Source organism: Paracoccus versutus (assembly GCF_000763885.1).
In the GTDB taxonomy this organism is placed as follows: Bacteria; Pseudomonadota; Alphaproteobacteria; order Rhodobacterales; family Rhodobacteraceae; genus Paracoccus; species Paracoccus versutus.
The window spans coordinates 38,071-62,746 of sequence record NZ_JRKO01000010.1; the positions used below are offsets into that span (position 1 = coordinate 38,071).

23 protein-coding genes, 1 tRNA gene and 1 pseudogene are annotated in these 24,676 nt (G+C 70.2%); 9 read left to right on the plus strand and 16 right to left on the minus strand.

The window, feature by feature from the left end:
* From pgl to IT40_RS05825, 4 genes are all read right to left on the minus strand, one after another.
* On the minus strand, positions 1-675 hold the full coding sequence (gene pgl, locus IT40_RS05810) for a 6-phosphogluconolactonase (protein WP_036751719.1): 675 nt from the start codon (positions 673-675) through the stop codon (positions 1-3).
* Positions 672-2,123, minus strand: coding sequence for a glucose-6-phosphate dehydrogenase (gene zwf / locus IT40_RS05815; RefSeq protein ID WP_036751721.1), 1,452 nt, complete (start codon positions 2,121-2,123; stop codon positions 672-674). The genes pgl and zwf overlap by 4 nt, the downstream gene beginning before the upstream one ends.
* A gap of 75 nt (positions 2,124-2,198) precedes the next feature.
* Positions 2,199-2,783 (minus strand): RSP_2648 family PIN domain-containing protein, encoded by a 585-nt coding sequence (locus IT40_RS05820; protein WP_036751723.1) that lies wholly within the window; start codon positions 2,781-2,783, stop codon positions 2,199-2,201.
* Positions 2,780-3,976, minus strand: a complete 1,197-nt coding sequence (locus tag IT40_RS05825; protein WP_036751840.1) for an RSP_2647 family RNA methyltransferase — start codon at positions 3,974-3,976, stop codon at positions 2,780-2,782. The genes IT40_RS05820 and IT40_RS05825 overlap by 4 nt, the downstream gene beginning before the upstream one ends.
* Before the next feature lie 115 nt (positions 3,977-4,091).
* Here IT40_RS05825 and edd point away from each other — a divergent pair, with 115 nt between their 5' ends.
* On the plus strand, positions 4,092-5,894 hold the full coding sequence (gene edd / locus IT40_RS05830; RefSeq protein ID WP_036751725.1) for a phosphogluconate dehydratase: 1,803 nt from the start codon (positions 4,092-4,094) through the stop codon (positions 5,892-5,894).
* Between the two features lie 37 nt (positions 5,895-5,931).
* Here edd and IT40_RS05835 read toward each other — a convergent pair whose 3' ends face one another.
* The 7 genes from IT40_RS05835 to IT40_RS29940 all read right to left on the minus strand — a co-directional run bounded on the left by IT40_RS05835 (position 5,932) and on the right by IT40_RS29940 (position 10,956).
* Entirely contained in the window at positions 5,932-6,468 is a 537-nt protein-coding gene (locus tag IT40_RS05835) for a PAS domain-containing protein (RefSeq protein ID WP_036751727.1), read from the minus strand.
* A 78-nt stretch (positions 6,469-6,546) separates the two neighbouring features.
* A complete protein-coding gene (locus tag IT40_RS05840) occupies positions 6,547-7,005 on the minus strand; it encodes an arsenate-mycothiol transferase ArsC (protein ID WP_036751729.1) in 459 nt (152 codons plus the stop codon).
* Between the two features lie 3 nt (positions 7,006-7,008).
* Entirely contained in the window at positions 7,009-7,497 is a 489-nt protein-coding gene (locus IT40_RS05845; protein ID WP_036751731.1) for a UPF0262 family protein, read from the minus strand.
* Positions 7,494-8,804, minus strand: a complete 1,311-nt coding sequence (gene hisD / locus IT40_RS05850; protein ID WP_036751733.1) for a histidinol dehydrogenase — start codon at positions 8,802-8,804, stop codon at positions 7,494-7,496. The genes IT40_RS05845 and hisD overlap by 4 nt, the downstream gene beginning before the upstream one ends.
* A gap of 207 nt (positions 8,805-9,011) precedes the next feature.
* Positions 9,012-9,491: a DUF2948 family protein gene (locus tag IT40_RS05855; protein WP_036751735.1), complete on the minus strand. Its 480-nt coding sequence runs from the start codon at positions 9,489-9,491 to the stop codon at positions 9,012-9,014.
* The gene (gene murA, locus IT40_RS05860; RefSeq protein ID WP_036751737.1) at positions 9,484-10,767 is read right to left on the minus strand and encodes a UDP-N-acetylglucosamine 1-carboxyvinyltransferase; all 1,284 of its coding nucleotides are present in this window, start codon (positions 10,765-10,767) and stop codon (positions 9,484-9,486) included. The genes IT40_RS05855 and murA overlap by 8 nt, the downstream gene beginning before the upstream one ends.
* Complete coding sequence (locus tag IT40_RS29940) at positions 10,768-10,956, minus strand: hypothetical protein (protein WP_084196879.1); 189 nt, start codon at positions 10,954-10,956, stop codon at positions 10,768-10,770. It abuts the gene before it with no gap.
* Positions 10,957-11,100: 144 nt separating this feature from the next.
* Between IT40_RS29940 and IT40_RS05865 the strand changes: the two genes are divergently transcribed.
* Positions 11,101-11,175: transfer RNA gene (locus tag IT40_RS05865), tRNA-Thr, on the plus strand.
* A gap of 421 nt (positions 11,176-11,596) precedes the next feature.
* Here IT40_RS05865 and IT40_RS05870 read toward each other — a convergent pair.
* The gene (locus IT40_RS05870; RefSeq protein WP_036751739.1) at positions 11,597-12,046 is read right to left on the minus strand and encodes a DNA polymerase III subunit chi; all 450 of its coding nucleotides are present in this window, start codon (positions 12,044-12,046) and stop codon (positions 11,597-11,599) included.
* A complete protein-coding gene (locus tag IT40_RS05875; RefSeq protein WP_036751741.1) occupies positions 12,046-13,647 on the minus strand; it encodes a leucyl aminopeptidase in 1,602 nt (533 codons plus the stop codon). The genes IT40_RS05870 and IT40_RS05875 overlap by 1 nt, the downstream gene beginning before the upstream one ends.
* A 129-nt stretch (positions 13,648-13,776) precedes the next feature.
* On the opposite strand from IT40_RS05875, the gene lptF reads away from it, so the two are divergent.
* The 7 genes and pseudogenes from lptF to rsmA all read left to right on the plus strand — a co-directional run bounded on the left by lptF (position 13,777) and on the right by rsmA (position 21,635).
* Complete coding sequence (gene lptF, locus IT40_RS05880) at positions 13,777-14,925, plus strand: LPS export ABC transporter permease LptF (RefSeq protein WP_036751744.1); 1,149 nt, start codon at positions 13,777-13,779, stop codon at positions 14,923-14,925.
* A complete protein-coding gene (gene lptG, locus IT40_RS05885) occupies positions 14,922-16,043 on the plus strand; it encodes an LPS export ABC transporter permease LptG (RefSeq protein ID WP_036751842.1) in 1,122 nt (373 codons plus the stop codon). Before lptF ends, lptG begins: the two co-directional genes overlap by 4 nt.
* A complete protein-coding gene (locus IT40_RS05890) occupies positions 16,043-18,448 on the plus strand; it encodes an LPS-assembly protein LptD (protein WP_036751746.1) in 2,406 nt (801 codons plus the stop codon). Before lptG ends, IT40_RS05890 begins: the two co-directional genes overlap by 1 nt.
* Positions 18,449-18,467: 19 nt before the next feature.
* Positions 18,468-18,869: pseudogene (locus IT40_RS30420) on the plus strand (SurA N-terminal domain-containing protein); the annotation flags it as partial.
* Between the two features lie 75 nt (positions 18,870-18,944).
* Positions 18,945-19,754 (plus strand): peptidylprolyl isomerase, encoded by an 810-nt coding sequence (locus IT40_RS30425; protein ID WP_275600387.1) that lies wholly within the window; start codon positions 18,945-18,947, stop codon positions 19,752-19,754.
* Between the two features lie 67 nt (positions 19,755-19,821).
* Positions 19,822-20,790, plus strand: coding sequence for a 4-hydroxythreonine-4-phosphate dehydrogenase PdxA (pdxA, locus tag IT40_RS05900; protein WP_036751751.1), 969 nt, complete (start codon positions 19,822-19,824; stop codon positions 20,788-20,790).
* Positions 20,787-21,635 (plus strand): 16S rRNA (adenine(1518)-N(6)/adenine(1519)-N(6))-dimethyltransferase RsmA, encoded by an 849-nt coding sequence (gene rsmA, locus IT40_RS05905; protein WP_036751753.1) that lies wholly within the window; start codon positions 20,787-20,789, stop codon positions 21,633-21,635. The genes pdxA and rsmA overlap by 4 nt, the downstream gene beginning before the upstream one ends.
* Positions 21,636-21,638: 3 nt before the next feature.
* On the opposite strand, the gene IT40_RS05910 is transcribed toward rsmA, so the two are convergent.
* The 3 genes from IT40_RS05910 to prfA form a co-directional block, all read right to left on the minus strand.
* The gene (locus tag IT40_RS05910; RefSeq protein WP_036751755.1) at positions 21,639-22,439 is read right to left on the minus strand and encodes a DUF4167 domain-containing protein; all 801 of its coding nucleotides are present in this window, start codon (positions 22,437-22,439) and stop codon (positions 21,639-21,641) included.
* 245 nt (positions 22,440-22,684) lie between these two features.
* The gene (gene prmC / locus IT40_RS05915; protein WP_036751757.1) at positions 22,685-23,512 is read right to left on the minus strand and encodes a peptide chain release factor N(5)-glutamine methyltransferase; all 828 of its coding nucleotides are present in this window, start codon (positions 23,510-23,512) and stop codon (positions 22,685-22,687) included.
* Between the two features lie 4 nt (positions 23,513-23,516).
* Positions 23,517-24,572, minus strand: coding sequence for a peptide chain release factor 1 (gene prfA, locus IT40_RS05920; protein ID WP_036751759.1), 1,056 nt, complete (start codon positions 24,570-24,572; stop codon positions 23,517-23,519).
* Positions 24,573-24,676 lie beyond the last annotated feature (104 nt).

Consider the following 24,676-nt stretch of genomic DNA (forward strand, 5'->3'; position numbering starts at 1 on the left):
TCACTCTGCCCAATGCACGGTAATGTCGCCAAGAAAGGCGCGGATCGGCGCCTCGGTCGGGTCGAGGCCCTGCGCGCGCTCGAATGCCTCGCGCTTGTCGGCCCCGGCGATCAGCAGATGGGTGTTGATCGCGCCCTTCAGCGCCGAGGCGGTCAGGGTGATCCGCGGCTCGTCCTTGACGCTGTTGATCGCCATCACCACCGGCGCGTCCGGCGCCAGCGCCAGGACGGTTTCGGAAGCCGCGGGGAACAGGCTTGCCGTATGCATGTCGGTGCCCATGCCCAGAAGCAGCACGGTCAGCGGCAGGTGCGGGGCGATCGCCTCGGCCAGCGCCGGCACCGCGTCCTCGGGGCGCTCGTCGCCGGTATAGAGGTCGATGTAATGCGCCCCCGCCGCCTTGTCCTTGAGCAGGTGGCGGCGCAACAGCCGGCCGTTCGAGCGCAGATGCTCGCCATCCACCCAGCGTTCGTCGTTCAGCAGCACGGTGACGCGCGGCCAGTCGATCTCGCTGCCCGAGAGATAGTCGTAAAGCGGCGCCGGCGTGGTGCCGCCCGGCACGCAGAGGCTGGCGCTGTCGTTCACCCGCAAATGCTGCGACAGTTGCCCCGCCACGCGGTCCGCCAGCGACAAAAACAGCATCTCGCGGTCGGGATATTCGATGAACTCGAGCGTCATGGCCGGATCTCCCTCCAGCGGCGGTTGTCGCGATGCAGCAGGCGCAGCGCCTCTTCGGGGCCGCTGGAGCCGGCATCATAGGGCTCGGGCCGCTTCGAGCCGGATTCCCAGGCGGCGATGATCGGGTCGGTCCAGGCCCAGGCGGCCTCGACCTCGTCCCCGCGCATGAACAGGGTCTGGTTGCCGCGGATCACGTCCATGATCAGCCGCTCGTAGGCATCGGGCATGTCGGAGCCCTCGGCCCCCAGCGCATCGGCAAAGCTCATGTCCAGCGGCACCTGCACCAGGCGCATGCCGCCCGGCCCCGGCTCCTTGATCATCACGGTCAGGTGCATGCCTTCGTTCGGTTGCAGCTTGATGACAAGCTGGTTGGCCTTGTGCGTGCCGCCGTCGTCGAAGATCGAATGCGGCGGCTCCTTGAAGGTCACGACGATCTCGCTGGTGCGCGCGCGCAGCCGCTTGCCGGTGCGCAGGTAGAAAGGCGTGCCGGTCCAACGCCAGTTGGCGATCCGCACCTTCAGCGCCACGAAGCTTTCGGTGCGGGACTGCGGGTTCTCGGAATCCTCCAGATAGCCGGGGCCGTCGGGGCCGGCCAGATACTGGCCGCGCACGATGTCCTGGGGCGCAAGCGGCTCCAGCGCCCGGATCACCTTGAGCTTTTCGTCGCGCACCGCATCGGGGTCGAAATGATAGGGCGGCTCCATCGCGATCAGGCACAGAAGCTGCATCAGGTGGTTTTGCACCATGTCCCGCATGGCGCCGGAATGGTCGTAATATTCGCCGCGCCCGCCGACGCCCACCGTCTCGGCCACGGTGATCTGGACATGGTCCACGTATTGCGCGTTCCACAGCGGCTCGAACAGGATGTTGGCGAAGCGCACCGCCATCAGGTTCTGGACGGTTTCCTTGCCCAGGTAATGGTCGATGCGATAGATCTGGTTCTCGTCGAAATGCCGGGCCAGCGTGGCGTTCAGCGCGCGAGCAGTGGCAAGGTCGCGGCCGAAGGGCTTTTCGACAACAATGCGGCTGTCGGCATCGGCGATGCCGTTGCCGGCCAGGCGCTCGGCGATATCGCCGAACAGCGCCGGCGCCACCGAGAAATAGAAGGCATGGATCACGCCGGGACGCACCCGCGCCTTGAGTTCGGCCCAGCCATCGGTGCCGCGCGCGTCGATGGCGACATAGCCCAGCATGTCGAGAAAGGCCGAAAGCTGCGCCTGGTCCTGGCCGGGGCCGATGAATTCCTCGATCGCCTCGCGCATCTCGGCGCGGAAGGCTTCGTCGTCCTGGCGGGTGCGGGCGGCGCCGATGATGCGCGCGCTGGCCGGAACCTGCCCGGCCACAAAGCGGCGATACAGCCCCGGCACGATCTTGCGCCGGGCCAGGTCGCCGGTTGCACCAAAGATCACCAGGTCGAAATCCTCAACCGGAATGACGCGTGAAACCATCGCTGCCTCCTCATCGCTGCTCTGCCGATTAGCGGATGTTAGCGATAACATCAAGTCCTTCAAATCCGTCCCCTTTCAATCCTGTTCCCGCGGGGTCGCGCCATGCAACGGGAAGGGCGCGGTTTCGGTTGCATCAAGACGCGCCATCGCCTTGGCCAGGCGCGGCAGGCGGGCGCGGCGCATCAGCTCCTTGCGGGTCATGTCGCCGCCGGCGGCACGGGCGCGCGCCTCGGTCGCCTGCACGGCCGCGAGCACGGTTTCGGGGGCCCGCAGGCAGAGGTCGCGCAGAAATTCGTCGGGATGAATCGCCCGCAGCCCGACCGGGGCCAGCGCCCTGCGCGGAAAGTCGCGCAGATTGGCGGTAACGATCGCCTGCGCGCCCGCAGCCAGCGCGCATTCCACCACATGCCGGTCGGCCGGATCGGGCAGGTCCAGCCCGAAGACCTCCTGCCCCGGCTCGACCAGCGCCTGCGGAAAGCGCGATTCCAGCAGCGCGATCTCGGCCCCCGCCTCGACGCCCTGGCGGGTTGCGGCATGGCGCCATTCGTCCAGGATGCGGCGCGACCAGAGCGGCTGGAACAGCCCCGCCGCCGCCGTGTCGGCCAGGATCTCCCGCAGCACGGTCGGAAACAGCACGCAGGCGTCCAGGACTGCCTTCATCCGTCCAGCCGGAAGAACAGCGCCTTGAGATAGCCGGTCTCGGCCAGCTGCGGCAGCGTGGGATGGTCCGGGCCGGCCTGGCCGGTATGCAGAAGCTGCATCCGCCGCCCGCCGCGGCCGATGCCGCGGGCGCTGGCATTCCGAAAGGCGTTGAGATCGGCGGCATGGCTGCAGGAACACAGCCCCAGATAGCCGCCCGGCGCGACCAGGGGCGCGGCCAGCTTCGCCACCCGCTCATAGGCGCGCAAGCCCGCCTCCAGCGCCGGTTTCGAGGGCGCGAAGGCCGGCGGGTCGCAGATCACCAGATCGAACTGCGCGCCCTCGGCGGCCAGCGCCTCCATCTGCTCGAAGGCGTCGCCCTGGCGGATGGTCAGCCGCGACTCGGCGCGCATGGCGCGCGCGCCGCCCCGTGCCAGCTCCAGCGCGGCGGCCGAGCCGTCGACGCAGGTGGCATGGGTGGCGCCGGCCGCCAGGGCGGCAAGGCCGAAGCCGCCGACATGCGAGAACACGTCCAGCACCCGCTGGCCCTGGGCCAGCCGCTGCGCAAAGGCATGGTTCGGGCGTTGGTCATAGAACAGGCCGGTCTTCTGCCCCTGCGTCAGGTCGGCCAGGTAGATCGCGCCGTTCATCGGCACCTCGACCGGGCCGTCGACGGCGCCCGACAGGATCTCGGTCCGCTCGTCCAGCCCCTCCAGCGCCCGCGCCCGCCCCTGCCCGTTCAGGATCACCGTCGCAACGCCCGCGACCTCGCGCAGCGCCGCGGCGATCTCCCCGACCATGCGCTCGGCCCAGGCGGCATTGGGCTGGATCACCGCGGCATCGCCGAAACGGTCGATGATGGTGCCGGGCAGCCCGTCGGCCTCGGCATGGACCAACCGGTAAAAGGGCCGGTCGAACAGCCGCGCCCGCAGCGCCAGCGCCCGGTCCAGCCGCGCCGCGATCCAGTCGCGGGTGATCCGCGCCTGCGGGTCGGGGTCCATCACGCGGGCGATGATCCGCGAATCGGGGTTGACCGTGACCAGCCCCAGGGGGCGGCGCTCGGCGTCCTCCAGCACGGCGAAGCTGCCCGGCGGGATCACCCGCGTGCGCCGGTCCGTCACCAGTTCGTCGGCAAAGACCCAGGGAAAGCCGTGGCGGATCGCCTGGGGCTTGGATTTCGGGCGCAGTCGGATGATGGGCAGATCGGCGGTCATGGCGGCCTCGTGCAAAACGGCGCAGGATTGCCACGCCGCGCGGCCGCGGGCAAGAGCCGGCCGGTTGCCTTGTTAACGCTAACGGCTTACATTGGCGCCAAAGGAGATGCCAGCCATGACCCTGCACGCCACCATCGACCGGGTGACCGACCGTATCCGCGAGCGTTCGATCCAAAGCCGCAGCGCCTATCTGGCCAAGATCGCCCGCGCCGCCGAGGAAGGGCCGCGCCGCGCCCACCTGTCCTGCGGCAACCAGGCCCATGCCTATGCCGCCATGCCCGACAAGCAGGACTTCGCCGAAACGCGCAAGCCCAACATCGGCATCGTCACCGCCTATAACGACATGCTTTCGGCCCACCAGCCCTATGAGCGTTATCCCGACCTGATCCGCCAGGCCGCCCATGCCGCGGGTGCCACGGCCCAGGTCGCGGGCGGGGTTCCGGCCATGTGCGACGGGGTGACGCAAGGCCGGCCGGGGATGGAGCTGTCGCTGTTCTCGCGCGATGTGATCGCGCTGGCTTCGGGCGTGGCGCTGACGCATGACACCTTCGACGCGGCGCTTTACCTGGGCGTCTGCGACAAGATCGTGCCGGGGCTGATCATCGCCGCCGCCACCTTCGGCCATATCCCCGCCGTCTTCGTGCCGGCCGGCCCCATGCCCTCGGGCCTGCCCAATGACGAGAAATCCAAGGTCCGCCAGCAATTCGCTACCGGCGAGGTCGGCCGCGAGGCGCTGATGGCGGCCGAGATGGCCAGCTATCACGCGCCGGGCACCTGCACCTTCTACGGCACGGCGAACACCAACCAGATGCTGATGGAGTTCATGGGCCTGCATCTGCCGGGCTCCAGCTTCGTCAATCCGAACACGCCCCTGCGCGATGCGCTGACCAGCGCCGCCGTGCAGCGCGCGGCCTCGATCACCCGGCTGGGCAACGACTACCTGCCTGCGGGCGAGGTGCTGGACGAACGCGCCTTCGTCAACGGCATCGTCGGGCTGATGGCGACCGGCGGCTCGACCAACCTGGTGCTGCACCTGCCGGCGATGGCGCGGGCGGCCGGCGTGATCCTGGACCTCGAGGATTTCCACAACCTGTCCGAGACCGTGCCGCTGATGGCCCGCGTCTATCCCAACGGCCTGGCCGACGTGAACCATTTCCATGCCGCGGGCGGCCTTGGCTTCATGATCGGCCAGCTGCTGGAGGCGGGGCTGCTGCACGAGGACGTGCGCACCATCGCCGGCGGCGGGCTGGGGCAATATGCGCAGGAACCCCGCCTCAAGGACGGCCGGATCGAATGGGTCGGCGGCGCGCGCGAGACGCTGAACGACAAGATCCTGCGCCCGGCCGCCGATCCCTTTGCCGCGACCGGCGGGCTGAAGCAGCTGTCGGGCAACCTGGGCCGCGGCGTCATCAAGGTCTCGGCCGTGGCGCCCGAACGCCATGTCATCGAAGCCCCCGCGCGCGTCTTTGCCGACCAGGAAGAGGTGAAGGCCGCCTTCAAGCGCGGCGAGTTCACCGAGGACGTGGTGGTCGTCGTCCGCTTCCAGGGCCCCCGCGCCAATGGCATGCCCGAACTGCATTCGCTGACCCCCACCCTTGCCGTGCTGCAAGATCGCGGGCTGCGGGTGGCGCTGGTCACGGATGGCCGAATGTCCGGCGCCTCGGGCAAGGTTCCCGCGGCGATCCACATCTCGCCCGAGGCGGCCGATGGCGGGCCGCTGGCGCGGCTGCGCGACGGCGATCCCGTCCGGCTCGACGCGGTGGCCGGCACGCTGACCTGCCTTGCCCCCGGCTTCGAGGACCGGCCGGCGGCCACGCATGACCCCTCCCATTCGGCCGAAGGGCTGGGGCGCGAGCTTTTCGCCGCCTTCCGCCGCAATGTCGGCCCCGCCACCGAGGGCGCGGCGGTCGTCGTCTGACCGCCCCCCCTGCGAGACACCCGCCGCACGGCATCCGTCAATGGTCGCGCCGCGCCGGGGCGCACAGGGCGATGCCGGTCCCCGACCGGCCGCATCGGCCCGGCCGCGACCGCGGCTCGGCCAGCCGGCGCGGCGGCAGGCGGAGGATCTGCGCCATGCCCGCGATCCGCGGCAGGTCCGGGTGCTGCGGCCCCGCCTCTTCCGCCGCTTCGCGCAGGAACAGCACGGTCAGGCAGACCCGGCCCCCCTCGTCGCGAATCGGGCAGATGCGGGCATCGACCCGGAAGCGCCGCCCCGACTTGGCCACCTGCGCCAGGTCGTGCAGCCGCGCCTCGCGCCCATCCGGCGTCTCGAGCATGCGCCACAGCCGGTCCGGCACCTTGTCCACGGGATCCAGAAGCATCACCACCGGCCGGCCGATCAACTCCTCGCGCCGATAGCCGCACATGCCCAGGTAGCTTTGGTTCACCGCGACGATATGCCCGGCAAGGTCGAGGATCAGCACCGCGCGATGCGAACCCATCGCCCGCATGGCCCATTCAAGATCGTGGTGAAGCCGCTGGATTTCGGTCATCCGGGAAACCTCCTGCAAGGGATTTCCGGCAGCATTGCGCCAATAGGCTAAGATTCCGTTAGCGCGCGGAAGTTTTCTTCAGCCTTCGGTCGGCGGGCCGAAACGCTCGATCATCCGCTTGCGGATCTGGTCGCGCACGGTGCGGTAAAGCGCCAGCTTGGCTTCGCGCCCCTCGGCCAGGCCGCTGGGGTCCATGATCGGCCAATACTCCACGTCCAGATGCGAAACCCGCGTCAGTTCAAGGGCTTGCCTCTGGCTGGCCGGCGAAAGGGCGATCACCAGGTCAAAGCTGGTCAGGTCGTCGCCCCAGGCCTTCATCTCTTCGAAGGACCGGGCGCGATGGGTCGAAAGCTCGACCCCGATCTCCTTGCAGACGGCGATGGCGAAGCCGTCGATCTCCATGTCGTTCTTGACCCCGGCCGACTGCACATAGGCGGCGCGGCCGTAGAATTTCTTCATCATCCCCTCGGCCATGGGGGAACGGATGGCGTTGTGGTCGCAGCAAAACAGCACCGAATGGGGAATCGGTCCGACCACGAATCACCCCGGAATGAGCGCGCAGATCAGGGTGAACAGGCGCCGCGCCGTGTCTATGTCGACCTCGGCCTTGCCCTCCAGCCGCTCTTGCAGGGTGCGGGCGCCCTCGTTGTGGATGCCGCGCCGGGCCATGTCGATCGCCTCGATCTGCGCCGGCGGCAGGCGCTTGACCGCGTCGAAATAGCTGGTGCAGATCTGGAAGTAATCCTTGACCGTCTGCCGGAACGGACCCAGCGACAGGTGGAACTCGGCCACCTTGTCCCCCGCTTCGGTGGCGATGTCGAAGACCAGGCGGCGTTCGCGCACCGCCAGCGCCAGGGCATAGGGGCCGGCGGGAACCTCCTGCCCCTCGCGGCCGGGCAGGATGAAGCTGTTGTCCTCGAGCAGGTCGAAGACCGCGACGCGGCGGTCCTGCTCGATCTCGGGCGTGGGCGGCGGCAGGGCGCTGTCGTCGATGTCGATCCGGCACAGCCGGTTCGTGGACTGGCTCATGGCTGCCCCCCGTTCAGAACCGCCAGCCGCGCCGAGACCGAGCGGCCATGCGCCGAAAGCCCCTCGGATTCGGCCAGCCGCACCGCGGCCGGGCCGATCGCCCCCAGCGCCTGGGGCGAGAGCCGGGCGATGGTGCTGCGCTTGAGGAAATCCATCACCGACAGGCCCGACGAGAACCGCGCCGAGCGCGCCGTCGGCAGGACATGGTTGGGACCGCTGACATAATCGCCCACCGCCTCGGGCGTCCAGCCGCCCAGGAAGATCGCCCCGGCATGGCGGGTCTTTTCCGCCAGCGCCTCGGGATCGTCGACGCAAAGCTCCAGGTGCTCCGGGGCGAGCCGGTCCGAAAGCGCCGCCGCCTCGTCGAGGTCGCGCGTCACGATCACCGTGCCATAATCGCGCCAGCTGGCGCCCGCCACCTCGGCGCGCGGCAGGGTCGGCAGGATGCGCTCGACCTCGGCCACCACGGCGCGGGCCAAGGATTCGTCGGGGGTGACCAGGATCGACTGGGCATCGGCATCATGCTCGGCCTGGGCCAGCAGATCCAGCGCCAGCCATTCGGGGTTCTGCGCGCCCTGGGCGATGATCAGCACCTCCGAGGGGCCGGCGATCATGTCGATGCCGACACGGCCGAAGACTTGCCGCTTGGCCGCGGCGACATAGGCATTGCCGGGGCCGGTGATCTTGTCCACCGGCCGGATGGTCCGGGTGCCATAGGCCATGGCGGCGATCGCCTGCGCCCCGCCGATGCGATAGATCTCGTCCACCCCGGCCAGTTCGGCCGCCAGCAGCACCAGCGGGTTCACCACGCCGCCCGGCGTCGGCACGCAGACCACCAGCCGCTCGACCCCCGCCACCCGCGCGGGAATGGCATTCATCAGCACCGACGAGGGATAGCTCGCCTGCCCGCCCGGCACATAGAGCCCCGCGGCCGCGACCGGCGTCCAGCGCCAGCCCAGGGTCGCGCCCTCGGGATCGGTCCAGCTGAGATCGTCAGGCATCTGCCGGGCATGATAGGCGCGGATGCGGCTTGCAGCCATGGCCAAGGCGGCGCGATCCTCGGCCGAGACCTTCGCGGTCTGCGCGGCGATCTCCTCGCGCGAGAAGGCCAGCGTTTCCGGCGTCAGCGCCAGGCGGTCGAAACGCCCGGTCAACTCGACCAGCGCGTCGTCGCCCCGGCTGCGCACATCGGCGATGATCGCCGCCACCGCATCGTTCACATCGGCCGCATCCTCGCGCTTCATCGAAAGAAGCGCGGCGAAGCGTTCGGCGAAATCGGGCTGGGCGGTCGAAAGGTGGATGGGCATGGCTCGAGCCTTCAATGACCCGCCCTTGTTAGCCGCTGCGGGCAAGGGGCTCAAGCGGCTATGGCAGCGCTGAACCTGCCCGTTCAGCGCGGGATGCAAGGCCGGATTCGAGTATTTGTGGAACAGAGAAGCGCTCGTCTTCTTCGTTCCCCAAATACCCATCCGGCCGCGAAACCGGCGTACGCGCACCCTGAAGTGCGCGGCGGATCAAGTGTCGGAATGCTGGGGCGCGCAGCGCGAGGGGGCGACATAGGGCCGCGTCACGTCGCGCAGCTCGACGTTCAGGCATTCCGCGTCGATGGCCAGCGTGCCGTCGCCGGCGAACTCCAGCAGCAGACGGCCGGTGCCATCCTCGCCCGCCTGCCATGTCAGGGCCAGCAGTTCCAGGACCAGATCCTTGTCCTTGCGGTCGATGCCGTCGCTCAGCACCCGCTGCACGTCCGAGATCAGCAGCACCGAGCGCACCCGCTCATAGGGGCGGCCGTCGCGGCGGGCGAGTTCGGCATCCTCCCAGCGAAAGCGGTTCAGGAGCAGCGCCAGCTGGCGGTGGCGGCTGTCATAGGCGATCTCGGTCACCGGCAGGATCGCATCCTGCGTAAGCGTCGAGATCACGGTCAGGTCGTCGGCATCGCCGGCCAGCAGCGCCAGCGGCGCGGGATCGGCATCGGTGAAACGGGCGTCAGCCATCGGCGGGGGTCTCCTTGATGCGTTCGATATCGGCGCCGACGCCGCGCAGCTTGCGCACCACCTTCTCATAGCCGCGATCCAGGTGATAGACGCGGCTGATGATGGTTTCGCCCTCGGCGGCGAGCCCGGCGAGGATCAGGCTGACCGAGGCGCGCAGGTCGGTGGCCATCACCGGGGCGCCGCGCAGCTTTTCGACGCCGTGGACGGTGGCGTGGCCGCCGTGAACCTCGATCCGGGCGCCCATGCGCGCCAGTTCCGGCGCATGCATGAAGCGGTTCTCGAAGATCCGCTCCTCCAGGACCGACGTGCCCTCGGCGGTGCAGAGCAGCGCCATCATCTGCGCCTGAAGGTCGGTCGGGAAGCCCGGGAAGGGTTCGGTCACCACGTCGACCGCGCGGATCCGGCCGTTCTTGCGCGCGACCTTCAGCCCGCGCCCGGTTTCGACCACCTCGATACCGGCCTCGTCCAGCTTTTCGCAGAAGGCGGCGACCAGGTCGATGCGGCCGCCCAGGCATTCGACCTCGCCGCCGCAGATCGCCGGGGCCAGCATATAGGTGCCCAGCTCGATCCGGTCCGTCACCACCGGATGCGTGGCGCCGCCCAGCGCCTGCACGCCCTCGACGGTGATGGTCGAGGTGCCTTCACCCTCGATCTGCGCGCCCATGCGGCGCAGGCATTCGGCCAGGTCCACGATCTCGGGCTCGCGCGCGGCGTTGTTGAGAACGGTCGTGCCCCGCGCCAGCGTCGCCGCCATCAGCGCGTTCTCGGTCGCCCCGACCGAGACCAGCGGGAAGTCGATCACCGCGCCCCTGAGGCCGCCCGAGGGTGCCTTGGCATGGACATAGCCCTCGCGCAGGTCGAGTTCCGCCCCCATCGCCTCGAGCGCGCGCAGGTGCAGGTCCACCGGCCGGGCGCCGATGGCGCAGCCGCCGGGCAGGGACACGACGGCATGGCCGTCGCGCGCCAGCATCGGCCCCAGCACCAGGATCGAGGCGCGCATCTTGCGCACGATGTCGTAATCGGCCCGGTGGCTGGTCAGGTCGTGGCTCGACAGCGCCAGCACCTGCCCGTCCTGGAGGCTGGCGACCTCGGCCCCCAGCGATTGCAGGAGCGCGGTCATGGTGCGGATGTCCGAGAGCCGCGGCGCATTGGTCAGCGTAAGCGGCTGGTCGGTCAGCAGGGTCGCCGGCATCAGCGCCAGGCAGGCGTTCTTGGCGCCGGCGATCGGGATCTCGCCCTTGAGCGGCCCGTTCCCCCTTACAATGATCTGGTCCATCTATTCCTCGTTCGTGGGCACTTGCCGGCTTGGCGGCATCCCTGGCCCATGCTGCTCGTTCGTCGTTTCCGCCGATGTCCCGGCCCGCGCGCGCCCCTGCGCCTTGCGCCGCGCGAGATTGGCCCGCAGCGCGGCCTTGAGCCGCGCTTCGCGTGTATCGTCCTGGGGATCGCGGGGTGTTCTTGTCATGCCTTTCTGTTAGCGTCCTTGCCGGCTTGCGTCCAGCGGCGGCGCCCTGGCCGCGCGGCGATCGGCAACGATCGGCGAAATGCATTTTTCCCGATCTTCCCCCTTGCACGCCCGGCACAGTCGGTCTAAAGCCCCGTCCACGGCGCTGCGGTAGCTCAGTGGTAGAGCACTCCCTTGGTAAGGGAGAGGTCGAGAGTTCAATCCTCTCTCGCAGCACCATCCCATCCCTTCAGATCCTGGCCTTCAGACCCTGGGACTTCCTGCATTGCAGCGGCTTGCCGGTGCAGTTGATGCGTGCCGGGGCGCAGTTTGCGGATTAGCCGTGCGAGCCTGCCGACCCTGTCGCAGCTGCCGACGGGCGGCCCGGAAACGCAAGCGGTGCCCGCTCGCAGGCCCGTTTCCGAGTTGGTTCCGGGGCAGGAAGCCCCCGGCCCTCTGCCACGATCTCCTCGACGGAAAAGCGCCGCGATTTCCAGCGTGTCCTGTGGGTTACGCAGCCCCTTGAAGACGGCCGCCTCGCCCTTGCGCGACCTTGTGGCGGCGAGGCCGCGGGGATGCTGTTCCCGCCCCTGAGCCCTGTCCGTCGCGTCGGCGCCAGGGCGGATGGTCCGGCGAGAAGCTCGGAGGCGTCCGCCCCGCCCTACTGCTTGCGTTCCCAGCGGCCGCCGGCCTCGGACCAGTATTCCGCGGCGACATCCTCGGCCTTCAGCGCCCGCCATTGCGTCCGGGCGCGCTCCAGCGCCTCTGCGTCATTGCCGTCGAAGACGATGCAGGCGCGTTCCAGCGCCAGGCATTCGGCAGCCGACACCCCGGCCCCGTCCAGCGCGATCAGGCAGCGCGGGTCATTGGCGGCCGCCTGGCCCTCGACGGTCAGCAGCACCGGCTGGCGGGCGTCATGCGGCCCGCCGGCCAGGCCATGCGGCAGGAAGCCCTCGCCCAGCCACAGCCGTTCGTCCAGGGCCACCTGCCGCGCCCGGTCCCTGCCCCGCAGCTCGACCCGCCAGCCCGCCTGCAGGCTCTTGCCGATCAGCATCGGCAAGAGCTGCACCGGGCCCGAGCGGGTCAGGTGATAGAACAGGGCCGAGCCCATCAGCCCCGCCTTTCGAAACGGTCGCGCACCAGCCGGTCCAGCGTCATCACCCCCCAGCCGGATGCGCCCTTGGGCGCAAGCCCGGTCTCGGCGGGCGGCAGCGCCACCCCGGCAATGTCCAGATGGACCCAGGGCAGGCCCTCGCCCACGAAACGCTGCAGGAACTGCGCCGCGGTGATCGAGCCGGCCGCGCGACCGCCGGTATTCTTGATGTCGGCCAGGCGCGAATCGATCAGCTTGTCATAGGCCGGGCCCAGCGGCAGGCGCCAGGCGCCCTCGCCCTCGGCCTTGGCGGCGTCCAGCACCGCGGTGGCGAAGGCGTCGTCGTTGGAAAACACGCCGGCATTCTCATGCCCCAGCGCGATGATGACGGCGCCGGTCAGCGTCGCCAGGTCGACCAGTGCGGCGGGCTTGAAGCGTTGCTGCGCATACCAAAGCACATCGGCCAGCACGAGCCGGCCCTCGGCATCGGTGTTGATCACCTCGATCGTGTCGCCCTTCATCGAGCGGACGATGTCGCCCGGACGCTGGGCGCGCCCGTCGGGCATGTTCTCGACCAGGCCGACCAGGCCCACGACATTGGCCTTGGCCCGGCGCAGCGCCAGCACCCGCATGACGCCGGCGACCACGCCCGCGCCGCCCATGTCCATGGTCATCTCTTCCATGCCGGCGGCGGGCTTGATCGAGATGCCGCCGGTGTCGAAGACCACGCCCTTGCCGACCAGCGCCAGCGGCGCGGCATCGCCGCCGCCGTTCCAGCGCATGACCACGACCTTGGACGGGCTTTCCGAACCCTGCCCCACGGCCAGCAGCGCGCGCATCCCCAGCTTGGCCAGTTCGTCCTCTTCCAGCACCTCGACCTCGAGGCCCAGCTCGCGCATGGCCAGCAGCCGGTCGGCGAAATCGCCGGTGGTCAGGACGTTGGCGGGCTCGTTCACCAGGTCGCGGGTGAAGAACACCCCCTCGGCCAGGGCGGCGCCATCGGCCGCGGCGCGGGCCAGCGCCTCGGGGTTCTGGTGCATGAAAATCACCCGGCCGCGCGGCGTGGCGCCCTGGGTCGGCTCGGATGCCGGATCGTCGGTGCCTGCCGCATCGGACAGCCGCGCATCCTGGGGCGCGCCGGTGCGGCTGGTGGTCGCGGCGGGCTCGGCCGGGGCCTCTCCCTCGGCGGCGGCGCCATTGCCGGATTTCTTCGTCTTGTAGGCCGAGAAGTCATAGGCCCGCAGCGCCAGCCCCAGCGCGACCTCGGCCGCGCGCGCATGGTTGCCGGCCAGCACCAGCGTCTCGGCCTTGCCCAGCTTGGCGCCGATGCTGGCGCCCGCCGCCCGCGCCGTCGCCACGTCGGCATCGGCCGGCAGCAGCACGACCTGCAGCGATTCGGCCTTCAGCCCGGCGGGAAAGGCCAGTTCCAGCGCCTTGCCGGGCTTGACCGCCTTCCATGCCTCCGAGGCGAAGGCGCGCCCCAGCGCCTCGCGCGTGGCGCGCGGCAGTCCGGCGGGCAACCGCCCCGCCTTGGGCACCAGGATGGCGACGCGGCCGGGCCGCTCGGCCAGCCCCGCGACATCCGTCGCCGTAAAGGAAATTTCGACCGGATGAGTCATGGTCCCGCCCCTCGCGTTGCTCTGTCTTGGCGGAAACTAGTCACGCCCGCGCGGCTTGACCAGAGCCGGGGCTTTCCCAACCGCCGCGCAGCGGCTAATCAGGCGGGGTCCGAGCCCGCGAAAGCCCCCATGCCCCGCATCGACCGCTACATCCTGTCGCAACTGCTGACCCTGTTCGGGTTCTTCGCGCTGGTGCTGGTTTCGGTCTATTGGATCAACCGCGCCGTCTCGCTGTTCGAGCAGCTGATCTCGGACGGGCAGACGGCGCTGGTGGTGCTGGAGTTCACCGCGCTGACCCTGCCGCTGGTGATCTCGGTCGTGCTGCCGATCGCGGCCTTCGCGGCCAGCGCCTATGGCACCAACCGGCTGGCCTCGGAATCCGAGCTGGTGGCGATGCAGGCGACGGGCATGTCGCCCTGGCGGCTGGCGCGGCCGGTGCTGGTCTTTGGCGTGCTGGTCGGGCTGATGGTGGCGCTGCTGGTCCATGCCGTGGTGCCGATGGCGCGCGGACGGCTGGCCGACCGCCAGGCCGAGATCGCGCAGAACGTCACCGCGCAATTCCTGCGCGCCGGCGCCTTCCAGTATCCGGTGCAGGGGGTCACGCTTTACATCCGCGACATCGCGGCGGACGGGCGTCTGGTGGACTTCTTCCTCGAGGACGCCCGCGACCCCGGCAGCCAGACCACCTATACCGCGGCCGAGGCGCTGCTGGTCAGGACCGACGAGGGGCCGCGGCTGGTGATGATGCAGGGCATGGTGCAGGACCTGCGCCATGCCGGCGACCGGCAAAGCCTGTCGGTGACGCGGTTCTCCGAACTGGCCTATGACCTCGGCACGCTGATCGACACGGGTGCCAGCCGCAAGCGCGACCTGCGCGCCTATTCGACGCCGCGGCTGCTGGACCCCGACCCCGAGTTGCTGGCCGCGACCGGCGCCACCCCCGACCGCGCCCTGGCCGAGGCGCATGAGCGGCTGGCCAAGCCCTTCCAGGCGCCGGTGGCGGCGCTGCTGGGCTTTGGCATGCTGCTGCTGGGCGGCTTCAGCCGCTTCGGCGTCTGGCGGCAGGTGATCTGGGCGGTGGTGGCGCTGATCGTGGTGCAGTTCCTCAGCACGGCGGCCGAGAACCAGGTCGCCGGCAATGCCGCGCGCTGGCCGCTGATCTATGTCTCGCCCCTGGTCGGCGCTGCGATCTGCGCCGCGGTGCTGTGGCTTGCCGCCCGGCCGCGGCGGCTGCGCGGCGCCGCCAAGGCGACCGCGGCAAAAGGGGGCGCGGCATGATCCTGTCCACCTATGTCGCGCGGCGCTTCCTGCGCATGCTGGTGATGATCGCGGCGATCTTTGGCGCCATCCTGTTCCTGATCGACGTGGTCGAGCAGATCCGCCGCTTCTCGGACGAGAATATCGGGCTTTCGGGCGCGGCGGGCCTGTCGCTGCTGAACATCACCGCCAGCTTCTATTCCATCCTGCCGCTGATCACGGTGCTGGCGGGGATCGCGCTGTTCCTGGGCCTGTCGCGCAGCTCGGAACTGGTGGCGATCCGCGCCTCGGGGCGTTCGGGCATCCGGGTGCTTTGCGCCCCGGCGATCACGGCGGCGCTGGCCGGGATGCTGGCGGTCGCGGTGCTGAACCCGATGGTGGCGGCGACGACCAAGCGCTATGACGACGCGGTCGCGCAGATGCGCAGCGGCGGCGGCCAGACCGTCAGCGTCGGCGACAATGCGGTCTGGCTGCGCCAGGCCCTGCCCGAGCTGGACGCGAACGGGGCCGAGACCGCGGGCCAGGTCGTCATCCGCGCCAGCCGCGCCAGCCCCGATGCCACGACGCTGTATGACGCGACCTTCATGGTGTATTCGCCCGAGATCGGGCCGACCCGCCGTATCGACGCCGCCACCGCGCGGCTGACCCAGGGCGCATGGGAGCTGACGGACACCAAGGAATGGCCGCTGACCCAGCCCAACCCCGAGGCCATGGCCCGCACCGCGCCGCGGCTGGAGCTGCCGACCGACCTGACCGCCGCCCGCATCCGCGACAGCTTCGGCCGGCCCGAGGCGATCCCGGTCTGGCAGTTGCCTGCCTTTATCCAGGGGCTGGAGCGGGCGGGCTTTTCCGCCCAGCGCCACAAGGTCTGGTTCCAGATGGAACTGGCCCGGCCGCTGCTGATGGCGGCCATGATCGCCATCGCGGCGGTGTTCACCATGCGCCACATGCGCGGGCGCCGGATGGGGCTTCTGGTGCTGGGCGCCTTCGGCTGCGGCATCGCGCTGTTCTTCCTGCGCAACCTGGCGCAGGTGCTGGGCGACAACGGCGGCATCCCGCCGGCGCTGGCCGGCTGGGCGCCGCCCGTCGTGGCGCTGCTTTTCGCCCTCGGGGCACTCTTGCGGCTGGAGGACGGTTGATGGCGCGCAGGCACAAGGGACGCAAGACTGCGAAAACGGCGCGCGCGGCGCTGCTGGCGGCCATGCTGCCCGGCATGGCGCTGGGACAAAGCCTGACGCCCGAGGGCCAGACCCTGCCGGTCTATGACCAGCCCGAAGAGGTGCCGCAGGGCCCCGCCGGCCCGGCGCTGGCCCCGACCGAAAGCCCCGATGACAGCGCCCGCTTCGCCGACGGCACCGAGGCGTCGCAGACGCCCCGCGTCGCCGCCCGGCCCGGCGGCCTGCGCATCACCGGCAGCGAGGCCGAGGGCACCGGCAGCCCGGCCACGCTGCTGGCCGACCAGGTCACGCTGGGCGCGGACAACCGGCTGACCGCCTCGGGCGGGGTGGTGATCTGGTATCGCGGCGCGCGGCTGGTTGCCTCGCGCGTGGTCTATGACAACGAAACCGGCTCGGCGGTGATCGAGGGGCCGATCCACCTGACCGAACCGGCCCGCGCCGGCACGCCCCAGGAAACCATCCTGATCGCCGACAGCGCCCAGCTGGACCCGAACATGCAGGACGGCATCCTGCGCGGCGCCCGGCTGGTGCTGGCGCGCGAGATGCAGATGGCCGCGCGCGAGATGCGCCGCAGCGAGAATGGCGCCGTCACCCGGCTGGACAATGTCGTCGCCTCCAGCTGCCAGATCTGCGCCGAGAACCCGATCCCGCTGTGGGAAATCCGCGCCCAGGCCATCACCCATGATGCGCGCACGAACAAGCTGCATTTCGACCGTCCGCAGCTGCGCGCGCTTGGCCTGCCCATCGCCAGCCTGCCCTGGCTGACCGCGCCCGATCCCAGCGTCGAGCGCATGACCGGATTCCTGCGGCCGCAGTTCCGCACCACCTCGGGGCTGGGGTTCGGCATCAAGCTGCCCTATTTCGTCACGCTGGGCGATCATGCGGACATCACGCTGACGCCCTATGTCGCCGTTTCGCGCACCCGCACGCTGGAGCTGCGCTATCGCCAGGCCTTCAGCAACGGCGCGATGGAATGGAACGGCGCCATCTCGCGCGACAGCATCGAGCAGGGTCGCACCCGCGGCTATCTGTTCGGCGGCGCGCGGTTCGAGCTGCCGCGCGGCTACATGCTGGGCTTGCAGATCCAGATGGCCAGCAACCGCGCCTATCTGCTGGATTACGACATCTCCAGCGCCGACCGGCTGTGGAGCGGGCTGACGCTGGACCGCGTGCGCCGCGACCGCATGATGATGGCGCGGATCGGCAATTACGAATCGCTGCGCGAGGACGAGGCCGATGAGTTCACCCCCTCGGTCGTCGCCGATGCGCTGTGGAAGCGGCGCTGGACGCCCGGCCGGATCGGCGGCATCGCCAGCCTGGAATGGTCGCTGCACGCCCACCGCCGCTCGTCCTCGCTGGATCGCGACGGCCGCGACATGGCGCGGGGCTCGGTCGCGCTGGACTGGTATCGCAGCGCGATTCTGCCCGGCGGGCTGGTCGGCGCGGTCGAGACCCGGCTGGACGCCGATTTCTACCGCATCAACCAGGACAGCGATTATGACGACTGGGTGGTGCGGGCCGATCCGGTGCTGGCGGCCGAGCTGCGCTGGCCCTTCGCCCGCCATTCCGGCGGCATCACCCATATCGTCGAGCCGGTGGCGCAGCTGGTCTGGTCGCCCGAACGCGACGCCGAGGACAAGGTGCCGAACGAGGACAGCCAGCTGATCGAATTCGACGAGGGCAACCTGTTCGCGCTGAACCGCTTTCCCGGCTGGGATGCGCGCGAATCGGGCTGGCGCGCCAACCTGGGCATCGGCTGGACCCGGATCGACCCGGCCGGCTGGTCCATCGGCCTGACCGCCGGGCGCGTCTTTCGCGACGAGGCCGACGCGGCCTTCGAAAGCGGCGCCACCGATCCGGGGTTCTGGGACGGCGGCCCCCTGGGCGGCAAGCGCTCGGACTGGCTGCTGGCGGCACATTACTCGGGGTCGAACGGGCTTGCCATCGCCAACCGCGCGCTGTTCGACGACGGTTTCTCGATCAGCCGCAACGAGCTGCGGCTGGGCTGGTTCAGGCCGGGACTGCAGGTCTCGGCCGGCTATCTCTGGCTTGATTCGGATGAAGGCGAAAGCCGCGACAAGGATGTGTCGGAACTGACCATGGCCGGGGGCTGGCAGGTCGCGCCCGGCTGGTGGGCCACGACCGAGACGCGGTATGACTTCACCGCCGATCGCGCGCAAAAAGCGCAGCTGGGCCTGGAATACCGCAATGAATGCATAACCGTCGAAATGTCGGTCGAGCGGCGCTTTACCTCATCGGAAGAGGTGCGGCCGGACACCCGGCTGGACCTGGGCATCCGGCTGGGCGGCTTCGGCCAGCAAAAGCCCGGTCCGGGAACGGTGGCGCGCCGCGCCTGCCTGCGCTAATGTCCGGCGAAACCATGCGGCGAGGGAGCTGATGCGGCGAATTCTTCTGGGGGCGGCCATGGCCGCGATGCTGGCAGCAGGCGGGGTGGCCCCGGCCTTTGCGCAGGGCAATCCGTTCCAGCCGCTGGTCTATGTCAACGATTCGGCCGTCACCCGCTATGAGCTGGAACAGCGCATCCGCTTCCTGCAGATCCTGCGCGCGCCCGATGCCGACCGCGCCTCGGCCGAGCAGGCGCTGATCGACGACCGGCTGCGCCTGTTTGCCGCGAACCAGATGGGCATCACCGCCAGCGACGCCCAGATCGACGCCGGCCTGGCCGAGTTCGCCGGCCGCGCCAATCTTGGCGTCGAGGAATTCACCCGCGCCCTGGCCCAGGCCGGGGTCGAGCAGCAGACCTTCCGCGATTTCGTCGCCGCCGGCATTGTCTGGCGCGAGGTGGTGCGCCAGCGCCTGGTGCCGCAGGTCCAGGTCAGCGACGCCGAGCTGGACCAGGAAATGCAGCGCCTGATCGAGACGCCGCGCATCACCCATGTCGCGCTGTCCGAACTGATCATCCCCGCGCCGCCCGGCCAGGAGGCGCAGGCCATGGGCCTGGCGGAATCGCTGGTGCAGAGCGTGCGCTCGGAGGCGGATTTCGCCGCGGCGGCGCGGCAGCATTCCGCGACGCCCTCGGCCGAGGAAAGCGGGCGGCTGCCCTGGATGCCGCTGGAGAACCTGCCGCCCTCGTTGCGGCCGATCATCCTGTCGATGAAGCCCGGCCAGATCAGCCAGCCCCTGACCGTCGAGGGCGCGGTGGTGCTGTTCTTCCTGCGCGACAGCCGCGGCGCGCTGCGTCCCGGCGCCAGGGAACAGGTGCTGGACTACGTGCGCTTCCGGCTGGCCAGCCTGGCCGAGGCGAACCGGATCGCGGCGCTTTCCGACAGCTGCGCCGATCTTTTCGTCCATGCCCGCGGCTTGCCGCCCGAGCAGATCCAGCGCCAGACCCTGCCGCAAGGCCAGATCCCGGCCTCCGAAGCGCTGCGGCTGGCGGTGCTGGACGACAACGAGACCTCGGTGGTCAGCCAGGGCGGCGCGGCCGAATTGCTGATGCTGTGCAAGCGCCAATCCGCGCTGCTGGCCTCCGGCGCCGCGGCGGAGGCGCCGGTGGCGGTGACGGCCGAGGGCGAGACGGCCGCCGCGCCCGATCCCGACACGCTGCCGGACCGTGAAGAGATGCGCAGCCAGATCTTCAGCCGCAAGGTCGGCCAGGCTGCCGACAACTACCTGGCCGAGTTGCGGGCCAATGCAATCATCCGGCGGCCTTGAGCCCGGTTGAGCCACCGGGGGCGCTTCGCCCCCCGGACCCCCAGAGGGTATTTGGGAAACGGAGAAGATGACTGAAGCCCGCCCCATCATCCTGACCTGCGGCGAGCCGGCGGGCGTCGGGCCGGAGCTTGCGCCCAAGGCGCTGGCCTCGGGCGTGCCATTCGTGTTCCTGGGCGATCCGCGGCATCTGCGCGAGGGCACCGCCTGGGCCGAGGTCGCGGCGCCGGGCGAGCCGGTGGCCGAGGGCGTGCTGGCCGTGCTGCGCCATGACTTCCCGGCGCCGGCGGTGCCGGGCCGGCCCGATCCCGCCAATGCGCCGGCGGTGGTCGAGGTCATCGCCCGCGCGGTCGACCTGGCCATGTCCGGCGCGGCCGGCGGCATCTGCACCCTGCCGATCAACAAGGAGGCGCTGAAGCGCGGCGCCGGCTTCGGCTTTCCCGGCCATACCGAATATCTGGCGCATCTGGCGGGCGACGTGCCGGTGGTGATGATGCTGGCCTCGACCCGTGTCGAGCCGCCCTGCCGGGTGGTGCCGGTGACGATCCACATCCCGCTGTCCGAGGTGCCGCTGGCGCTGACGCCCCTGCGGCTGGAGCAGGCGATCCGCATCACCGATTCCGCGATGCGGCGCGATTTCGGCCTGGCGCAGCCGCGGCTGGCCATCGCCGGGCTGAACCCCCATGCCGGCGAGAACGGCGTCATGGGCGACGAGGAAGCACGCTGGATGGCGCCCCTGGTCGAGCGGCTGCGGCGCGAGGGGTTCGACCTGCGCGGGCCGCTGCCGGCCGATACCATGTTCTATCCAGCCGCGCGGGCGCGTTACGACGCGGCGCTCTGCGCCTATCACGACCAGGCGCTGATCCCGATCAAGACGCTGGATTTCGCCGGCGGGGTGAACGTGACCCTGGGCCTGCCCTTCGTGCGCACCTCGCCCGATCACGGCACCGCCTTCGACATCGCCGGCCAGGGCATCGCGGATGCGCAGAGCGTCATCGCCGCCCTGCGCATGGCGCATGAGATGGCGGCACGGCGATGAGCGCCATCGACGGGCTGCCGCCGCTGCGCGAGGTGATCGCGCGCCATGAGTTGCGCGCCAGGAAGCAGCTGGGGCAGAATTTCCTGCTGGACCTGAACCTGACCGCCAAGATCGCCCGCGCCGCCGGCGACCTGACCGGCTGCGACGTGATCGAGGTCGGCCCCGGTCCGGGCGGGCTGACCCGCGGCTTGCTGGCCGAGGGTGCGCGGCATGTGCTGGCGATCGAGAAGGACGTGCGCGCCCTGCCCGCCCTGGCCGAGATCGCCGCCGCCTATCCCGGCCGGCTGGAGGTGATCCATGGCGATGCGCTGGAGGTCGACCCGCTGGCGCATCTGTCGCCGCCGATCCGCATCGTCGCGAACCTGCCCTATAATGTCGGCACCGAATTGCTGATCCGCTGGCTGACGCCGGCAGCCTGGCCGCCCTTCTGGCAGTCGCTGACGCTGATGTTCCAGAAAGAGGTGGCCGAGCGCATCGTGGCGCAGCCGGGCGGCAAGGCTTACGGCCGGCTGGCCGTGCTGGCGCAATGGCGCAGCAAGGCGCGGGTGGTGATGACCCTGCCGCCCGAAGCCTTTGTTCCCGCGCCCAAGGTGCATTCGGCGGTCGTCCACCTGACCGCCCTGCCCGAGCCGCGCTATCCGGCCGATCCGGCGGTGCTGAACCGGGTGGTGGCGGCGGGCTTCAACCAGCGCCGCAAGATGCTGCGCGCCTCGCTGAAGGGGCTGCATCCCGAGATCGAATCGCTGCTGGTCCAGGCCGGCATCGCCCCCACCGCCCGCGCAGAAGAGGTCGGGCTGCAGCAATTCTGCGCGCTGGCGCGGGGCCTGGCCGCCGCGCCGCGCTGAGCATCATTCGCCGGAGGCGCTTTCGGCCTGGGTCTTTGCCGCCTTGGCACCCTGTCCGCGGCCGGTTTTCGCCGAGGCCTTGGCACCTTCCTCGGCCGGTTTCTTGCGGCTGCGCGGCGCGGCCGCCCCGGTGGTGCGGCTGCTGCGCCGGCGCGCCGCAGGGGCGGGCTCGGCGGCCGGTTCCCCGGCTGCCGCGTTCTCGGCGGGGGCCGGTGCGGCCGGGGTCGGTTCGGCAGGGGTTTCGGACCGGACGGCGCTTTCCGGGGTTTCCACCGGGCCGGCGGCATCCTCGTCGGCAGCGATCACCGGCGGCAGCCCGGAATCGGCGGGCGCGGCGGCGGGCTGGGCGCGTTCTTCCGCGCGGGGGGCGGGCTGCTGGCGTTCCTCGCGGCGGTCATCGCGACGCTCGTCGCGGCGATCCTCGCGCCGGTCGTGACGGTCCTGGCGGTGGCCGTGATGGCCGTTCTGGCCATTGCCGTTCTCGGACGCAGCCGAGCCATTGCCGTCCTGGGCATCATCGTCGCGGCCCTGGTGCTGGTGGCCCTGGCGCTCGGCCTGCTCGCGCTGCGCCTCGCCCAGCATGCGGGTGTAATGTTCTGCGTGCTGAAGAAAGCTCTGCTCGGCCACCCGGTCGTTGGAAAGCTGGGCGTCGCGGGCGAGCGTCAGGTATTTCTCGATGATCTGCTGGGGCGTGCCGCGCACCTTGCCCTCGGGGCCCGAGGAATCGAAGACGCGGTTGACGATATTGCCCAGCGAACGCTGGCGGTTCGACTTGTTACGCGAACGGGATTTGGATGATCTCATCAGCTTGTTGTCAGTTTATGTCCGGCAAGGGCCGGCTAAGGTTGGGGTCATTCCGAAGGCGGGTGTCAGCGCAGGCGCAGCGTTTGCTCCGGCTCCCGCGTCACCAGTAAAACTGGATTATCTGAGTATGACTGACCCGTGCGCGGGCGGTGCGCCCCCGTCACAATTGCGAATAAACACGCCGCAGCGCCGCTTACAAGCGAAAATTTCGTCAAAAGCCGCGAAAGGCGCGGAAGCTTGCCGGATCAAAGCGGCTTGCGGGCGGCGACGACCCGGTCGCGCCCGTCCAGGTCGGGCAGGATCCGGGGCTCGGCCAGACCGGCTGCGCGCATCAGCGCCGCCACGGCCGCGCCCTGCGTGGGGCCGATCTCGACCATCAGCCGGCCGCCGGGCGACAGATGCGCGGGCGCCCCGGCGGCGATGGCGCGATAGGCGGAAAGCCCGTCCGCCCCGTCGGTCAGGGCCTGCCGCGGCTCCCATTCCCGCACCTCGGGCGCAAGCTGCGCCATCTCGTCCAGCGCGATATAGGGCGGGTTCGAGACGATCAGGTCGAACTGCCCCGTGACCGAGGCGAACCAGTCGGATTCAAGGAAATCCGCACAAACCCCCACGGTCCTGGCATTTTCTCGCGCCACCTCCAGCGCGGCGGCCGAGATGTCGGTGCCAAGCCCGCGCGCGCCCGGCCGCTCGGCCAGAAGCGAGATCAGGATCGCCCCCGTGCCGGTGCCCAGGTCCAGCACCGAGGCAAAGGGCCCGGCCAGCGCCGCCTCGACCAGGGTCTCGGTTTCCGGGCGGGGATCGAGCGTGTCGCGGGTCACGCGGAACTCGTGCTTCCAGAAGGCGCGGCGGCCCAGGATCTGGCTGACCGGCTGGCGCGCGGCGCGGGCGGCCAGGGTTGCGTCGAAACGTCGCAGAGCCTCGGGCGGCAGCGGCGCAGCCAGCGCGGCGGCCAGGTGGTGGCGCGGCAGGTCCAGGGCATGGGCCAGGAGCAGCCGGGCATCCTCGGCCGCGCCGGGCACGCCGGCCTGGGCGAGTCGTGCGGCGCCTTGCCGCAGGGCCTCGGCCCCGGTCATGGAATCACGCGCCCTGCGCGGCCAGGCGCGCGGCCTGGTCGTGCGCGGTCAGCGCCGCCACGATCTCGCCGATCTCGCCCTGCATGATGCGGTCGAGCGCATAGAGCGTCAGGCCGATGCGGTGATCGGTCATCCGGCCCTGCGGGAAGTTGTAGGTGCGGATGCGTTCCGAGCGGTCGCCCGAGCCGACCTGGCTCTTGCGGTCGGCGGCGCGCTCGGCATCGGCGCGCGACCGCTCCATGTCGTAAAGCCGCGCGCGCAGCACGGCCATGGCATTGGCGCGGTTCTGGTGCTGGGACTTTTCCGAACTGGTCACGACGATGCCGGTCGGCAGGTGGGTGATGCGCACCGCCGAATCGGTGGTGTTGACGTGCTGGCCGCCGGCGCCGCTGGCGCGCATGGTGTCGATGCGGATGTCGCTGGCGGGGATGTCGATATCCACCGCCTCGGCCTCGGGCAGCACGGCGACGGTGGCGGCGCTGGTATGGATGCGGCCACCCGATTCCGTCTCGGGGACGCGCTGGACGCGGTGGACGCCCGATTCGTATTTCAGCTTGGCGAAGACCCCCTCGCCCTCGATCCGCGCCACCGCCTCGCGCACGCCGCCCAGGTCGGATTCGGCCAACTCGAGCATCTGGAACTGCCAACCCTGCGATTCGGCAAAGCGGCGATACATGGCCAGCAGGTCGCCGGCGAACAGCGCCGCCTCTTCCCCGCCGGTGCCGGGGCGAATCTCCAGGATGGCCGGGCGGGCATCGGCGGCGTCGCGCGGCAACAGCGCGATGCGCAGCGCATGTTCCAGCTCGGGAAGCGCGGCGCGCAGGCGCGACAATTCGTCCTGCGCCAGCTCGCGCATCTCGGGATCGGCCAGCAGGGCCTCGGCCTCGCGGATGCCGTCCTGCGCGGCGCGCCATTCGCCGATCTGCGCGACCACGGGCTTCAATTCCGCATATTCGCGGCTGATCGCGGCGATTTCCTCGGCCGCCGGCCCGGCGTGCAGCCGCGCTTCGAGATATTCGAAACGCGCGACGATCTGGGCAAGGCGGTCTTCCGGCAGCATTTGATGCAATTAGCTGTTGAGCCGCGGGCCGACAAGGCGGAACCTTGCAGGCATCTGACCCAGATCAAAGCAAGGCCGGCCGTCTTGGTGCAGATTGCTGCAAG